Origin of the sequence: Streptomyces odontomachicola (assembly GCF_039605595.1) — a bacterium.
Classification (GTDB): Bacteria; Actinomycetota; Actinomycetes; order Streptomycetales; family Streptomycetaceae; genus Streptomyces.
In genome coordinates, this window is sequence record NZ_JBCFOK010000004.1 from 285,669 (window position 1) to 300,367 (window position 14,699).

Below are 14,699 nucleotides of genomic sequence, written 5' to 3' on the forward strand. Positions count from 1 at the left end.
CTCGGGGATTCGCGTCCGGAGCCGGATCCGTGTGTACGGGGTGCCCCTACGGGTGCCCTTACGGGTCGGCGCCGGGGTTCCAGGGCTCGACCCGTACGACAGCCTCCACCGGCAGCGGGCCGTAGAGGTGCGGAAAGTCCTCCAGGCCGGGCGCGGGCGGCTCGTAGACGACCGGCACGGGCAGCAGCTCGCTGTCGATCACGAGCACCACGAGCTCGCCGGGACCCGCGCCGTCCCCGTACAACCTCCGTGCCACGCCCGGGAGTTGGTGCCGCAGCGAGGCATGGATGAAGCCGACCTCCTGGAGGGTCCGGCCGCGGGTCGAGATCTCGTAGGTGCCCTTCTCTCGGGCGGCGTCCCACAGTTCGCGCTCGGTGAGGTGCAGCAGCTCGGTCACGCGGCGACGCTAGGCGCTCGGCGTCCCCACGGGAACCCCGCCCTCCCGTGGCACCCCTGGCCGCGCCCATTTCTCCGGTTCGGAGAGGGATGGCGGGGATCGCGGTGATGGCTGGGTTTCATACGGTGTATGGCCGATTCACCGATAGCACTGTCCGTGACCGCGGCGTTACGGTGACTCGCCCCTCCGGGTCGTACCGACGAGCGGCGCGGCCCGGAGGTGACCGGCGCGCGCCGCCTGCGTAACGGCCGTCGATGCTGGTCAGCTCTCCGCTGTCCAGATGCCGGGACCGCCGCCGCGCCATTCGATCAGGTACGGGTCGTCGAGCTGGATCCGCTCCTGCGGGAGTCCGGCCCGCCGCAGGAACTCCTCGACCTCCCGCACGCTGTGGGCGATTCCCAGATTCTCTGCGTGCGCCGTGACCTGCCGCCCGCCGCCGGGCGAGGGCGGGTGCACGACTATCGGAGGGGTCATGTCCCCAGGCTGCGACCGGCGCGTCCCCGCCGCATCCCGGCGCGCGTGAGCGGCTGCGACGGCGGTGAATGTTGTTGAGCATTGGACTACTGCGTCGATGTGGTTTACGGTTCAACTAAATCCGGTCGCGGCCGGTCCCTCCCAGAGGCCGCCGCCGCAGCACCGGGACCCGTGAACAAGGAACACCAGACATGGGCATCTTCAGCCGCAACCGCAACACCGCAGGCAACGGATCGGAGACCGACGACATGAACGCCCCCGCCCCCGCAGTGAAGCTCGCCGTCGTCTACTACTCCTCGACCGGCGTCAACACCGAGATCGCCAAGGAGCTCGCGCAGGCCGCCGAGAAGGCCGGCGCCGAGGTGCGCCTCCGCAAGGCCGCCGAGCTGGCCCCGCAGGCCGCCATCGACTCCAACCCCGCGTGGGCCGAGAACGTCCGCGCCAGCGCCCACATCGCGGACGCCACCCCCGAGGACATCGAGTGGGCGGACGCCGTGATCTTCGGCTCGCCGACCCGCTTCGGCAACATCGCCTCGCAGCTCAAGCAGTTCATCGACCAGCTCGGCGGCCTGTGGGCGCAGGGCAAGCTGGCCGACAAGGTCTACTCCGGCTTCGCCAGCTCCGCCACGCAGCACGGCGGCCAGGAGTCCACGCTGCTCGCGCTCTACAACTCGGTGCACCACTTCGGCGGCATCCTCGTCGCCCCCGGCTACACCGACCAGGCCAAGTTCGCCGACGGCAACCCGTACGGCACCTCGCACGTCGACGCGCAGGGCAACAACCCCGTCGACGACACCACCCGCACCGCGGCCCGCATCCAGGCCGAGCGCGTCGTGCGCACCGCCGCGGCGCTCAACTCCGCCGCCTGAGGCGCCGCCTACGGCCTCGTCCGGGGCGCGGTCTCGCTCGAGGCGCCGCCTCGTCCGAGGTGCCGCCTCGCTCGAGACGCGGTTCCGCCCGAGGCGCGGAATCCCGGCGACGCGTGCCGCCCGCCGCCCCGCCCGTACGGGGGATCACCAGCCCGTACGTACGCGGGGCGGCGGGCGGCACGCACGCGCGAAGGCTCCTTGTCCTTCCCGCTCCGGGGCGGCAGTGTGACTGCCGGTCCCGTACGCGGAGAGGACGAAGGAGCCTTCGTGCCACAGCAGGAGACGCCTCACAGGCAGCCGGCGCCGGAGAAGCCGGAGGCGACAGCCGTCGCCGCCGGAGTGTCCGTGCCCGACACCAGACTGGCCGCCGAGGCCACCGAACTCGTGCGGGACACCACCAGCGACCTGATCTACCACCACTCGCGCCGGGTCTACTGGTTCGCCAGCCTCCAGGGCCGCAACCGGGGGCTCAGCTACGACCCCGAACTCCTCTACGTGGGCGCGATGTTCCACGATCTGGGACTGGGGGAGCGCTTCCACGACAGCGGGCGGCGCTTCGAGGTGGACAGCGCCGACGAGGCGCGCGCCTTTCTTCAGGCACGCGGAGTGCCCGAGGACAGCGTGCGGCGCGTGTGGACCGCCATCGCGCTGCACACCACGCCGGGCATCCCCGAGTTCATGGAACCCGAGGTCGCGCTGGTCACCGCCGGTGTCGAGTACGACGTGCTGGGCATCGGATACGACGACATCAGCGACACCGACCGCGCCGAGGTCACGGCCCTGCACCCGCGCCCCGACTTCAAGCGGCGCATCCTGGAGGCCTTCACCGAGGGCACGGCGCCCAAGCCGGAGACCACCTTCGGCAACGTCAAGGCCGATGTGCTCCACCACTTCCTGCCGGGCTTCGTACGCGGCGACTTCGTCGAGGTCGTACGGGATTCGCCCTGGCCGGAGTAGCCGGGAGGTCCGGGCCGAAGGGCGGGCGCGGCGGCCGCGTGCTGCGGTGGCTTCCGCTTTTCTGCTTCGCGCTGTGATGTCGCGTTGCGCTGTGGTGGCGTGGCGCTGTGATGTCGCGTTGCGCTGTGGTGGCTTGGCGCTGTGATGTCCGGTTGCGCTGTGGTGGCTTGGCGCTGTCATCTCCTGTCGCGCCGTGGTGGCTTCGCGCTGCGCGCTCAGGTGCGTGCGGCGTACGCGCGCAGCCGCTCCTCGCGCGGCGTGAGGCAGCAACTCGCGCACCGCACCGCCTCGGCGCTGGTGTAGAAGAGGCAGCAGGTACGCCGCAGATAGACCAGTCGGGACGTGCGCCCCGGCGACGGGCTTGAACGGGTGACCCGCTCCACGTCCCCCAGCCCCGCCAGCCCGCCGGGCGCATCCCCGGCGAACTCCCTCCACCGCACGGCCATTTCCTCCACCGGCGCCGCCGAAGCACACAGCGCCGTCGCACACCCGTGGGCCACCCCGCCGCGCAACTGCCGCAGCCCCGCGCGGGTCCGCCGGTGCAACGCCTCGGCCAGCGGCAGTAGATGACCGCCCAGCACCGTCGCGTGCACCGAGGCCCGGCCCGGCTCCACCAGCCGCGGCGCATACATCCGCACCCCCGCGATGCCGTGCCCCTCCGGCCCCGCGGGGCGTACCAGCACATTCTCCGGACGCAGATCCAGAACCCTGCCGTCCAGCGCCCACTGCAGAACCCCCGCCGCCGTCACCCAGCCCGCATACACCGCGATCAGCGTCAGCGCGGCGGCATGCTCCGTGCGGTGCCCGCTCCCGTGATACTCGCTGTCCAACAGGCGGACCAGCTCCGGGGAGTCGGGGGAGAACAGCCGGTCGGCCCGCAGCCACGCACCGGCCTCGCCCGGCGGAGGAGGGCCGGGCAGGAGGCGATAGCGGGGGCCGTGAGCAGCGGCCAACGACTGGAGCAGCGCTTCCACTTCGGAGCGGTGCTGCGCCCCGGAAGCGGTGCTCTGGTCACGGAGCAGTGCTCTCACCTCCCCGGGCCGCCGCATCTGCGGTGCTCGTCGCGCGCGGCGTGATCCCCGGCGGGAGGTACACCACCGTGGGGGCCTGGGTGAGGGGGTGCTGTGTCACCTCGGCACCGACCCCGTACACCTCGGCGAGCAGCTCCTCGGTGAGCACCTCGGCGGGCGGGCCCGAGGCGACCAGGCGGCCGGCGTCGAGGACGTAGAGCAGGTCGCAGTAGTACGCGGCCAGGTTGAGGTCGTGGAGGGCGATCAGGTTGGTGGTGCCCAGATTCCGTACCAGGGAGAGGACCTCCCACTGGTAGCGGACGTCCAGGTGGTTGGTCGGTTCGTCCAGGACCAGCAGGGCCGGCTGCTGGGCCAGCGCGCGGGCGACCAGGGTGCGTTGGCGTTCGCCGCCGGAGAGGTCGCCGAAGCGGCGCTCGGCGAGGGAGTCGGCGCCGACGTGGGCGAGGGCGTCCCGTACGAGTTCCGCGTCCTCCGCGCCGTCGGTCTCCCAGAAGCGCTTGTGCGGGGAGCGGCCCATGGCGACGATCTCCCGCACCGTCAGGCCGAAGCCGTCGCCGCCCTCCTGCGGCACCGTCGCCACCCGCTGCGCCCGCCTCTTGGGGCCGAGCGCCGTCAGGTCCTCGCCGTCCAGCAGCATGCGGCCGCCGGCCGGGGCCAGGGTCCCGTAGACGCAGCGGAGCAGGGTCGTCTTGCCGCTGCCGTTGGGGCCGACCACGCCCACGGTCTGCCCGGCGCGCGCGTGCAGCGACACGGAGTCCACGAGGGCGCGGCCCTCGCGGGTGCGGAACGTGACGTTCTCGACGGAGAGTTCGGCGGAGGGAGCGGGGCGGGTGTCCGCGCGGGGTGCGGCGGCGGGAGCGGTGCTCTCGGTTGTGACGCCTGCTCCGGTTCCGGAGCGCTGCTCACTGAAGCGGTGCTCACTGAAGTGCTGCTCACTGGTATGCGTCATGCGATCCCCTCCGTACGGGTGCTGCGGCGCAGCAGCCACAGGAAGAACGGGCCCCCGGTCAGCGCGGTCAGCACGCCGACGGGGATCTCCTGCGGGGCGGCGACGGTGCGGGCCGCGAGGTCGGCCAGGACGAGGAAGGCCGCGCCGCCCAGCGCGGTGACCGGCAGCAGCGCGCGGTGCCCCGCGCCGACCACCATGCGCGCGGCGTGCGGCACCATCAGGCCCACGAAGCCGATGGCTCCGCTGACCGACACCAGTACCGCGGTGACCAGCGAAGCGAGCAGGAACGCCGCGGCGCGGAACCGGCCCGTGTCCAGGCCCAGCACGGTCGCGCCCTCCTCACCGGCCAGCAGCAGGTCCAGCGGTCTGGCCAGGAGCACCAGCAGGACGAGGCCGGCGAGCAGCGTCACCGCGGGCAGCGGCAGGCTGTCCCAGCGTGCCTGGCCCAGGCCGCCCAGGGTCCAGAACAGGATCTCCCGCATGTGTTCCGCGCGCGCCGAAGTGACCAGCATCAGGCTGGTGAGCGCGGACAGGATGTACTGCACCGCCACCCCCGCGAGCACCAGCCGCCCCGTGGTCATCGTTCCGCCCCGGCGCGCCATCGCGTACACCGCGACCAGCGCCACCAGCGAACCGGCGAAGGCGCCCGCCGGCATGCTCACCGCGCCCGCGCCGACGCCGAGCACGACCACCAGGGCCGCGCCCGTCGAGGCGCCCGAGGAGATGCCGAGCAGGAAGGGGTCGGCGAGGGGATTGCGTACGAGGGCCTGGAGCACTGCTCCGACGACCGCGAGGCCCGCGCCGACGACCGCCGCGAGCAGGACGCGCGGCAACCGCACGTCCCGGACGATCGTGGTGAAGGGGCCTGGCGGCGCCTCGCCCGTGACGATCCGCAGGACGTCGCCTGCGGGCACCGTCACGGCGCCCAGCGCGAGGGAGGCGAGCATCGCCGCGGCGAGCACGGCGAGGAGTACGGCCACGGCGAGGGGGAAGCGGCGGCGCGACGGCACGGCGGAACCCGCCGCGGCATGCGTCACCGCCCCTGCGCCCGCCACCGTGGGCCTGCGCGGGGTCTTCAGCGGCACGAAGCTCAACTCCCCTTGTTCGAGGCGGAGTCGGAATCGCCCGTGTGCTTCCCGTCGGGGGAGGGCGTGTTCGGGGCGGAGGGATCGCCGTCAGCGCCCTTGCCGAACGCGTCGGGGTGTATCTGGCGCGCCAGGTCGTCCACCGCGTCGGGCATCCGTACGCCCAGCACGGCCGAGGACAGCGGCAGCACGGCGAACCGCTTGTGCTTCACCGCCGGGACGTCCTTCAGCACCGGATCCGTGAGCAGCTTCCGCTTCTTCTCCTTCAGCGGGGTGCCGCCGTAGTCGTAGATGACGATGACCTCGGGCTTGCGCTGCACCACCTTCTCCCATGAGACGTCGGAGAAGGGCTTGCCGATGCCGGCGAAGACGTTCCGGCCGCCCGCGCGCTTCACGATGTCGTTGCCGATGCCCGCGCCGCCCGCGGTGAACGCGGAGCTGTCCCCGCTGTCGTACACGAAGACCGAGGGGCTGCGCTTGCCGTCCAGGTGCCGCTTCACCCCGGCCAGCTGCCGGTCGTAGTGCGCCAGGAGCTTCTCGCCGCGCTCCGGTACGCCGAAGGTACGGGCCGTCTCGCGGATCTCCTCGCGGAGCTGGGCCACGCCGACCGCGCCATGAGAGCACTGCTCCACATTGAGACGGGTGTTCACGCCGCTCTTCTTCAGCGAGGCGCGGTCCCGGCCCTCGGTGCGGTCGAAGGCGCTGGTGTAACCCCCGTACACGAAGTCCGGGTTGGCGCCGAGCAGCGTCTCCAGCGACGGGTACTTCTTGCTGAGCACCTTCACGCCCTTGTACGCCTTGGCGTACTGCGGCAGGACCTTGTCGTCGAGGTACGCCGTGCCGACCAGCTTCTTCTGCAGGCCCAGCGCCAGCATGATCTCGGTGGTGTGCTGGTTGAGGGTCACCACGCGCTCGGGAGGCCGCTGGTAGGTGGTCTTCACACCGCAGTTCGTGACCGTGTACGGGAAGCCCTCCGGGGTCGCCCCGTTCTCCCCCTTGTCGCTGCCGCTGCTCGCGCCGCCGCACGCGGCGAGCGGGGCCAGCACGGCGAGCGCGGCGAAAACGCGCAGCGTACGGCCTATTCGGGGGCGCCGTGTCCGGGGCCTGTGCTCGGGCGCGCGGGTGTCGCTGCTGCGTCTGCACTGGGCTGCGGGTGCCCATGACATGGCGTGCCTCCTCCGGGGGAATCCGCGTCCCCTGGTCGGTGCTGAGGCGGCGGCGCAGTGTCTGACTCCCGTGGCGCCGCGGGGTGAGCCCCCGGCGCCGCGGTCACAGTGGCGGGACCGTTCCGGATTCGCACCGGCTTCCTGACCTCCGCCGCCCGGCGATGGTCGTGAGCACCGCATTCTTCCACGCGGCGGCGGAGCGGCGGGCGCCAGGGCGGCGTACGCAGCGGAGATCTAGGGTGGCGGGGGCAGACGGCACCACCGAAAGAGAGAACGAGGAACACAACGGTGAGCACTGTTCCCGCCATCACGCTCAACAACGGCCGCACCATGCCCCAACTCGGCTTCGGCGTCTACCAGGTACCCGACGAGGAGGCGAGGACCGCCGTCGGCACGGCCCTGGAGGCCGGCTACCGCAGCATCGACACGGCCTCGCTGTACGAGAACGAGCGCGGCACCGGCCAGGCCGTCGCCGCCTCCGGCATCCCGCGCGAGGAGATCTTCCTCACCACCAAGCTGTGGAACACCGACCAGGGCCACGACGCGGCACTGCGCGCCTTCGACGACTCCCTCGCCCGGCTGGGCACGGACTACGTGGACCTGTACCTGATCCACTGGCCCGCCCCCGGCCGCGACCTGTACGTGGAGACCTGGCGCGCCCTGGAGCGCATCCACGAGGAGGGCCGCGCGAAGGCCATCGGAGTGTCCAACTTCCACTCCGCGCACCTGCGGCGGCTGTTCGAGGAGACCGGCGTGGTCCCCGCGCTGAACCAGATCGAACTGCACCCCCGCCTCCAGCAGGCCGAGCTGCGCGCGTTCGACGCCGAGCACGGCATCGCCACCGAGGCCTGGTCCCCGCTGGGCCGCAACAACGGCGTGCTGGACGACCCCGCGGTGCTCAAGGCGGCGGAGAAGCACGGCCGCAGCCCCGCCCAGGTGGTGCTGCGCTGGCACATCGAACTCGGCAACGTCGTGATCCCCAAGTCGGTCACCCCGTCCCGGATCAAGGAGAACCTGGACGTGTTCGGCTTCACCCTGGACGAGGCCGACATGGCCGCACTGGCGGAGCTGGAGACAGGCGAGCGGGTCGGCCCCGACCCGGAAACGCTGAACTGAGCCGGGCCGTGGTGGGGGAGAGCGGTGCGCTGGATTGAGAGCACTGCTCCGGTCGCGGAGCGTCGCTCTGGCCGTAGAGCGGTGCTCTGGTTCGGGAGCGCTGCTCCGCCCCCGGAGCGCTGATCCGCTCTAAGAGCAGCGCTCCCCTCGCAGAGCACCGCTCCGATCCCGGAGCACCGCTCCTCCGCTAAGCCACCCCCTCCGGGCTCGCCCCCTCGATCGGGACGCCCTCGTCGGCGAGGCGGTCGAGTTCGGTGACCTCGTCCTCGGTCAGGGCGATGTCGGCGGCCCGGGCGCTGGCCTCGATGTTCGCGGCGCTGCGGGCGCCCACGATGGCCACCTCGACGCGGGCCAGCACCCACGCGATGGCGAGCTGGCTCACCCCGTACCCGCGGGCCGCGGCGAACTCCTCCAGCCGGCGCACCACGCTCAGGTTCCGGCGCAGCGCCTCGCCGGTGAAGGCCGTGGCCTTGCTGCGCCAGTCGCTGTCCTCGAACGTCGTGTTCTCGTCGAAACGGCCGGTCAGCAGGCCGCTGGCGAGGGGGCTGTAGGCGAGGACGCCGATGCGGTGCTCGCGGGTGTAGGGGAGTACCTCGTTCTCGATGCCGCGGCGGAAGAGGTGGTACGGGGGCTGGAGGGTGTCGACGGGGCGCACCGCGGCGAACTCCCGCATCTGCTCCACGTCGTAGTTGGAGACGCCGACGTAGCGGATCTTGCCCTCGTCCACCATCTCCTGGAGCGCGCCCGCGGTCTCGGCCTGCGGGACCTTCGGGTCGGGCCAGTGCACCTGGTACAGGTCGATGGTGTCCACGCCCAGCGCGCGCAGGCTCTTCTCCACCCCGTCGCGCAGGAAGGCCGGCGAGGCGTCGCGGCCGCCGCCGTCCGGGCGAACCCCGCCCTTGGTGGCGAGGACGACGCTGTCCCTGTCGTGGTCGAGTTCGGGGCGCAGGGCCTTGCCGAGCAGTTCCTCCGAGGCGCCGAAGCCGTAGGCCTGCGCGGTGTCGAAGAAGGTGACGCCGAGTTCCCTGGCGTGCCGGATCGCCGCGACGGCCGCGTCCTCGTCGAAGGAGCCCCATTCGCCGCCGAGCTGCCAGGTTCCGTAGGCGATGCGGGAGACCTTCAGGTCCGTGGCGCCGAGTGTGGTGGTCTTCATGCGGTGCTGCTCCTCGGGTCCGTGGTGCGTACGGGACGGAACGACCCCGTCACCCTCTCCTCGGCGGCGGCCCACGGTCCACCAGCGCCACGCGGTACGGGGCGGTGCGGCGCCGGCCGGCGTCACGCGATCGCCGCGCGGAGCCAGCCGTCACCGTGCCGACCAGCAGCACGCGGCCGGCACCGACCAGCACCACGTCCCTCCACTCCGGTACCCGCACACCGCGCGCCATTGACCTGTACGCGGCATCTCGTGGGAGGATCGGCCGGCTCGTCCGTCATGTTCCGTTCCGTGCAACTCCTCAGCACCGGGAGGATCGTTGGCCCCGTACGGCAGACCCGACTCCGAGCACACCTCCGCTGCCGCTCCCGCCGGCGAAGCCGGCCCCGAGCGCGAGCCCCGCCCCGAATCCACCGGCGACCCCACAGCCGACCCCACTGCCGACCCCACCACCAGAGCACCGCTCACACCCCAGAGCACCGCTCTCTCCCGGCGCCGTCTCCTCCAGTCAGCCACCGCCGTCACCGCCGTGGCCGCAACGGGCGCCGCGACCGGCGTGCTGCCCGGGTTGGAGCGTGCCGCGGCGGCCGGGGCGCGCGGTGCCTCGCTCTCGTTCACGGCGGCGACCAACGGCGCGGCCACCCTGGCGCCGTCCGGCGACCGCGTGGTGGCCGAGGTGCAGAACACGCTCTGGTCCTTCCCCCGTGGCGGAGGCCCCGCCACCCCGCTGACCAGCCCCGAACTGGAGCCCACGCGCCCGCAGTTCTCCCCGGACGGCAGGACCCTCGCGGTGTGCGCGTACAAGGGCGGCGGCTTCCACATCTGGACGCTGCGCCCGGACGGCGGCGGGCTGCGGCAGCGTACCGACGGGCCCTGGGACGACCGCGGCCCGGCGTGGTCGCCGGACGGCGCGCGGATCGCCTTCGCCTCCGAACGGGGCGGCGACCCGGTTACGGGCAGCCCGTACCGGATCTGGGTGCTGGACGTGCGCACCGGCCGGCTCACGCGCGTGACGGGGCTGCCGGGGCAGGACGGCCCCCACCAGGACGGGCCCTGGGAGGACTTCGACCCGGCGTGGTCGGCGGACGGCAGGCGGCTGCTGTTCGTGCGCGGCACACCCGGCGCAGGTCCAGAGGGGCCGAAGCTCAGCGCGCGCACCCTCGCCTCCGTGCCGGCCGACGGGCGGGGCGAGGTGCGCACCGAATACACCGAGACCGCGAAGGCGCAGCTCATGACGCCCGCGGTGGCGCCCTCTGGACGGCTCGCGCTGCTGCGCACCACCGACGCGCCCGCGGCGAGCTGCACCCTCCTGGTGGACGGCGAACCGGTGCGCGTCGAGGGCGACGTGCAGCCGGTGCCCCCTCGCTGGGTACGCGGCGCCGACGGCAAGGGCGAGCGGCTGCTGCTGACGGTGGGCGGGCGGTTCCGGGTGCTCGACCCGGAGCGCCCGGGCGGGGCCGAGACCCTGCCGTTCCACGGCACGCTGCCGCTCGACCGGCCCCGCTACAGGGTGAAGGACTACGCGTTCCAGCCGGACGGCGCGCGGCCGGTGCGCGGCGTGCATCTGCCGGTGCTCTCGCCCGACGGGCGCCGGGTGGCCTTCGCCGCGCTCAACGCGCTCTGGGTCGCGGACACTTCGGGCCGCGGCCGCCCCCGCAAGCTGGTGCGGTCCGAGCGCACCCGCTATCTGTACGGGCCGACCTGGACACCGGACGGGAGAGCACTGCTCTACTCCGATGACAGGGGTACCGAGGACGGCCTCCTGGCGGTGCGCCGCCGCGATGTGCGCACCGGCGAGGAGACCGTGCTGGCGAAGGGCGGCCGGGTCTTCCCGGTGCTCTCGCCGGACGGCGAGCGGCTGGCCTGCCTGGATCTGACGGGGAATCTGCTGGTACGGGACCTGGCGAGCGGCGCGGAGCGGACCCTCGCCAAGCCGATGGGCACCGGCGGGCTGCCCGGCAGGCCGAGCTGGTCGCCGGACGGCCGGCATCTCGCGCTGTGCGACCGCAACCGGCTCAACAACCGCTTCCGCGAGGGCTACAACCACATCCGCGTCGTGGATACGGCCACCGGAAAGGACCGGCTGCACGCCCCGGCACCGCACCTCTCGCTCTCCGACCGCTACGACGCCGGCCCCGTGTGGTCGCCGGACGGCCGGTGGATGGCGTTCGTCGCCGAGTCCGCGCTGTGGCTGCTCCCCGTGCGCAAGGACGGCACCCCGGACGGCGAGCCGCGGCAGCTCACCGAGGGCGCGGCCGACCACCCCTCCTGGTCCGGCGATTCGAGAGCACTGCTCCACCTTGCGAGCGGTGCTCTCCGCATGACCGAGATCGGCGGCGACGGCAGCCCGGGCCGCACCCGCACGATCCGGTTCCCCCTCGAATACCGCAGGTCTCGTACACGCGACACCGTCGTCCACGCCGGACGCCTGTGGGACGGCCACGGCGAGCACCCCCGCGAGGACGTGGACGTCCTGGTGCGCGACGGCCGCATCACCGAGGTGGCCCGGCACCGCGCCGGACGGCCCGCGGCCCGCCGCGTCGACGCCTCCCACGCCACGGTGCTCCCGGGACTGTGGGACAGCCACATGCATCCCTGGCACAACGTCTACGGCGCCAGGATCGGCGCCGCGATGCTCGCGTACGGCATCACCACCAACGTCTCGCTCGGCGGATTCGCGTACGAACAGGCCCGGCTCCGCGAGGCGTTGGCCGACGGCGGCCTCGCCGGGCCGCGCATGCTGGTCACCGGGGAACTGCTGGACGGCGCCCGGGTCGCGTACAGCATGGGACGCGCGCACCGCACCCGCGCCGGACTCCGCCGCAGCCTCGACCGCGGCAGGGCGCTGGACTGGGACTTCGTGAAGACGTACGTGCGCGCGCCGGGCTGGATCATGGCGGAGGCCGCGCGCTTCGCGCACGAGGAGCTGGGGGTGCGCACGGGCGGGCACCTTTGTTCGCCCGGCATCCAGCTCGGGCAGGACCTGACCTCGCATCTGCAGGCCACGCAGCGTCTGGAGTTCGGGCACGCGACGACCGCGACGGGGCGGGTCGAGCAGGACGTCGAGGAGATCTACACCGGCCGCGGCCTGGGATTCCGGCTGATCGCGACCCCGTTCACCGCAGCGCCGCTGGTCGGCGCGCAGCCCGAGCTCGCCAAGGACCCCCGCGTCACCCGCATCCTCCCGCCCTGGGACAGGCAGGCGGTGAACGAGCTGGCCGCGAAGCCGCCGAGCGCGGACCAACTGGCCACGCTGGACCGGGAGACGGGGTTCTACCGCAGGGTGCTCGCCGCCGGCGGGCTCGTGGCGCTCGGCACCGACGCGCCCATCGTGCCGCCGGGCCTCCACCTGCACATGGCGCTGCGCGGCCTGCACCGCGCCGGGCTCTCGCCGGCCGCCGCGCTGCGCACCGCCACGGTGCTGCCCGCCAGGGTGTTCGGCGCCGAACGCGACCTGGGCACCGTCGAGGAGGGCAGGCTCGCCGATCTCACGGTGGTGGACGGCGACCCCTTCGCCGACTTCGACACCCTCGTACGGACGTCCTCGGTGCTGCGCGGCGGGCTGCCGGTCACCCAGCGGGAGTTGGTCGATTCCTACCCCGAACCGAAGGAAGCGGAGGCCCGCGCGGCGGGCGCGTGGCGCGAGACGAGCCGCCGCCTGCGCCGCGACGCCTGCTGCGACCTGGGCTTCTAGCGACGTACGACAGCGGCCCCGACGGCCGTTCCCGGGAACGGCCCGGGAACGGCCCCGGAAACGGAACGGCCGGGCGGCGCACCCCGCGCGCCGCCCGGCCCGGACCCTCCCTGGGGGCTCCGTGACCTCTGCGGAGCCCCGCGGGACCCCCGAAGGCCCGCTACCCGATGGTTCTCACCTGAGGGTTCTCACTTGATGGACTTGATCAGCTCACCGTTCGCTGTGTCGCCGCTCAGCTCCCAGAAGAAGCTGCCGCCGAGGCCCTGCTGCGCGGCCCAGCCGGTCTTCTCGCCGATGGTCTGCGGGGTGTCGTAGCTCCACCACTGCTGGCCGCAGTGCGCGTACGCGGTGCCGCCGACCTTGCCGTTCGCGGGGCAGCGGCCCTTGAGATCCTTGTAGTCCTCGATGCCCTGCTCGTACTTGCCCGGCGCCGGACCGCTCGCGCTGCCGCCGGGGGCCGCCTGGGTCACGCCGTTCCAGCCGCGCCCGTAGAAGCCGAGGCCGAGCAGCAGCTTGGTGGAGGGAATGCCCATGCCCTTGAGCTTCTGGATGGTGGCGGTGGTGTCGTACCCCTCCTTGGGAATGCCGTTGTACGAGGTCAGCGGCGAGTGCGGGGCGGTGGGGCCCTTCGCGTCCCAGGCGCCGAAGTAGTCGTACGTCATCGGGTTGTACCAGTCCACATACTGGGCCGCCGTCTTGTAGTCCGTCGCGTCCAGCTTGCCGCCCTTCGAGGCGTCGGCCGGGATCGCGGAGGTCACCAGCTTGCCGCCGAACTTCGCGCGCACCGCCTTCATCAGCTTCGCGTACGTGTCCCGGCCGCTGGTGTCGCAGGTCAGGCCGCAGGCGTTGGGGTACTCCCAGTCGATGTCGATGCCGTCGAACAGCCCGGCCCAGCGCTTGTCGTTCAGCAGCGCGTGGCAGGACTCGGCGAAGGCGGCCGGGTTCTTGGCCGCCTCGGTGAAGCCGCCGGACCAGGTCCAGCCGCCGAAGGACCACAGGACCTTTAGGTTCGGGTGCTTCTTCTTCAGCTTGAGCAGCTGGTTGAAGTTGCCGCGCAGCGGCTGGTCCCAGGTGTCGGCCTTGCCGTCCACGGACTGGTCGGCGGTGTACGCCTTCTCGTAGTCCGCGTAGCCGTCGCCCACCGTGCACTTGCCGCCCTGGACGTTGCCGAAGGCGTAGTTGATGTGCGTCAGCTTCCCGGCCGAGCCGGAGGTCTCGATGTTCTTGACGTGGTAATTGCGCTGGTAGACACCCCAGTTGGTGAAGTAGCCGACCACCTTGCCCGCCGCGGCGCGCGGCTGCTGCTCCGCCGCGTGAGCACTGCTCCCGCTCTCGCCGGCGAAGGCGCCGGTGGCGAGCAGGCCCGCGGCCAGCACGCCGGTGACGGCGGCGGCCAGCAGGGCGAGCGGCCCGCGCCCTCGCCGGGCAGCCGCGCGCCGTGGGGAGGCCGGGCCGCCGGAGCGGCCCTGTCTGCCGGAGGTACCGGATCTGGGCATGGGTCTCCTCGTGGTGTGGGGGACGAATGGAGCGGTGCATGCCGTGCGATGCCGCTGGAACCTAGAAGGACTAGACCAGTACGTCAATGGTCTGCACCAAAATGAGGAGAGCGGTGCTCCGCGAGGGAAGCAGCAATTCCGGCCATTCCGGCGCCCGTTGGAGCAGTGCTCTCCCGTCGCTCGCCCCCACCCGGAGCAGTGCTCTCGCGCGGTCACGTCTCGGTCGCGGAACCCCGCTCTCCGGTGACGGCACACCGCCGATCGGGCATACTCACCGACGCCACCGCCGCAGGTCGGCCGCCGCCGTGACCC

At 72.6% G+C, this 14,699-nt stretch carries 12 protein-coding genes and 1 riboswitch; of the genes, 4 read left to right on the forward strand and 8 right to left on the reverse strand.

What is annotated here, in order from left to right:
* Nucleotides 1–58: 58 nt before the first annotated feature.
* Together ABEE00_RS09045 and ABEE00_RS09050 are read right to left on the reverse strand one after the other, a co-directional pair.
* Nucleotides 59–397: a DUF952 domain-containing protein gene (locus tag ABEE00_RS09045; protein WP_345744774.1), complete on the reverse strand. Its 339-nt coding sequence runs from the start codon at nucleotides 395–397 to the stop codon at nucleotides 59–61.
* 261 nt (nucleotides 398–658) lie between these two features.
* The gene (locus ABEE00_RS09050) at nucleotides 659–871 is read right to left on the reverse strand and encodes a hypothetical protein (protein ID WP_345744775.1); all 213 of its coding nucleotides are present in this window, start codon (nucleotides 869–871) and stop codon (nucleotides 659–661) included.
* A gap of 248 nt (nucleotides 872–1,119) precedes the next feature.
* On the opposite strand from ABEE00_RS09050, the gene wrbA reads away from it, so the two are divergent.
* The gene (gene wrbA / locus ABEE00_RS09055; protein ID WP_345744981.1) at nucleotides 1,120–1,740 is read left to right on the forward strand and encodes an NAD(P)H:quinone oxidoreductase; all 621 of its coding nucleotides are present in this window, start codon (nucleotides 1,120–1,122) and stop codon (nucleotides 1,738–1,740) included.
* A 339-nt stretch (nucleotides 1,741–2,079) separates the two neighbouring features.
* Entirely contained in the window at nucleotides 2,080–2,697 is a 618-nt protein-coding gene (locus ABEE00_RS09060; RefSeq protein ID WP_345744982.1) for an HD domain-containing protein, read from the forward strand.
* A gap of 215 nt (nucleotides 2,698–2,912) precedes the next feature.
* Here the strand turns inward: ABEE00_RS09060 and ABEE00_RS09065 are convergent, their stop codons facing one another.
* The 4 genes from ABEE00_RS09065 to ABEE00_RS09080 form a co-directional block, all read right to left on the reverse strand.
* Nucleotides 2,913–3,728 carry a (2Fe-2S)-binding protein gene (locus ABEE00_RS09065; RefSeq protein WP_345744776.1) on the reverse strand — a complete coding sequence of 272 codons (816 nt, stop codon included), beginning with the start codon at nucleotides 3,726–3,728 and terminating at the stop codon, nucleotides 2,913–2,915.
* Entirely contained in the window at nucleotides 3,709–4,677 is a 969-nt protein-coding gene (locus ABEE00_RS09070) for an ABC transporter ATP-binding protein (protein WP_345744777.1), read from the reverse strand. Before ABEE00_RS09070 ends, ABEE00_RS09065 begins: the two co-directional genes overlap by 20 nt.
* Nucleotides 4,674–5,624: a FecCD family ABC transporter permease gene (locus ABEE00_RS09075; RefSeq protein ID WP_345744983.1), complete on the reverse strand. Its 951-nt coding sequence runs from the start codon at nucleotides 5,622–5,624 to the stop codon at nucleotides 4,674–4,676. The genes ABEE00_RS09070 and ABEE00_RS09075 overlap by 4 nt, the downstream gene beginning before the upstream one ends.
* A 143-nt stretch (nucleotides 5,625–5,767) precedes the next feature.
* On the reverse strand, nucleotides 5,768–6,928 hold the full coding sequence (locus ABEE00_RS09080; protein ID WP_345744778.1) for an ABC transporter substrate-binding protein: 1,161 nt from the start codon (nucleotides 6,926–6,928) through the stop codon (nucleotides 5,768–5,770).
* A 55-nt stretch (nucleotides 6,929–6,983) separates the two neighbouring features.
* A riboswitch (cobalamin riboswitch) is annotated at nucleotides 6,984–7,072 on the reverse strand.
* Between the two features lie 144 nt (nucleotides 7,073–7,216).
* Between ABEE00_RS09080 and ABEE00_RS09085 the strand changes: the two genes are divergently transcribed.
* Nucleotides 7,217–8,044, forward strand: coding sequence for an aldo/keto reductase (locus ABEE00_RS09085; RefSeq protein ID WP_345744779.1), 828 nt, complete (start codon nucleotides 7,217–7,219; stop codon nucleotides 8,042–8,044).
* 187 nt (nucleotides 8,045–8,231) lie between these two features.
* Here ABEE00_RS09085 and ABEE00_RS09090 read toward each other — a convergent pair whose 3' ends face one another.
* Nucleotides 8,232–9,197: an aldo/keto reductase gene (locus ABEE00_RS09090; RefSeq protein ID WP_345744780.1), complete on the reverse strand. Its 966-nt coding sequence runs from the start codon at nucleotides 9,195–9,197 to the stop codon at nucleotides 8,232–8,234.
* A gap of 319 nt (nucleotides 9,198–9,516) precedes the next feature.
* On the opposite strand from ABEE00_RS09090, the gene ABEE00_RS09095 reads away from it, so the two are divergent.
* Nucleotides 9,517–12,891 carry an amidohydrolase family protein gene (locus ABEE00_RS09095; protein ID WP_451918523.1) on the forward strand — a complete coding sequence of 1,125 codons (3,375 nt, stop codon included), beginning with the start codon at nucleotides 9,517–9,519 and terminating at the stop codon, nucleotides 12,889–12,891.
* A 188-nt stretch (nucleotides 12,892–13,079) separates the two neighbouring features.
* Here ABEE00_RS09095 and ABEE00_RS09100 read toward each other — a convergent pair whose 3' ends face one another.
* On the reverse strand, nucleotides 13,080–14,387 hold the full coding sequence (locus tag ABEE00_RS09100) for a glycoside hydrolase family 18 protein (protein WP_345744781.1): 1,308 nt from the start codon (nucleotides 14,385–14,387) through the stop codon (nucleotides 13,080–13,082).
* Nucleotides 14,388–14,699: the final 312 nt, after the last annotated feature.

Coding starts and splice junctions, on each gene's coding strand:
- ABEE00_RS09050 (WP_345744775.1), bottom strand. CDS start 871: ATGACCCCTCCGATAGTCGTGCACCCGCCCTCGCCCGGCGGCGGGCGG.
- wrbA (WP_345744981.1), top strand. CDS start 1,120: ATGAACGCCCCCGCCCCCGCAGTGAAGCTCGCCGTCGTCTACTACTCC.
- ABEE00_RS09090 (WP_345744780.1), bottom strand. CDS start 9,197: ATGAAGACCACCACACTCGGCGCCACGGACCTGAAGGTCTCCCGCATC.
- ABEE00_RS09075 (WP_345744983.1), bottom strand. CDS start 5,624: ATGCTCGCCTCCCTCGCGCTGGGCGCCGTGACGGTGCCCGCAGGCGAC.
- ABEE00_RS09070 (WP_345744777.1), bottom strand. CDS start 4,677: ATGACGCATACCAGTGAGCAGCACTTCAGTGAGCACCGCTTCAGTGAG.
- ABEE00_RS09080 (WP_345744778.1), bottom strand. CDS start 6,928: ATGTCATGGGCACCCGCAGCCCAGTGCAGACGCAGCAGCGACACCCGC.
- ABEE00_RS09100 (WP_345744781.1), bottom strand. CDS start 14,387: ATGCCCAGATCCGGTACCTCCGGCAGACAGGGCCGCTCCGGCGGCCCG.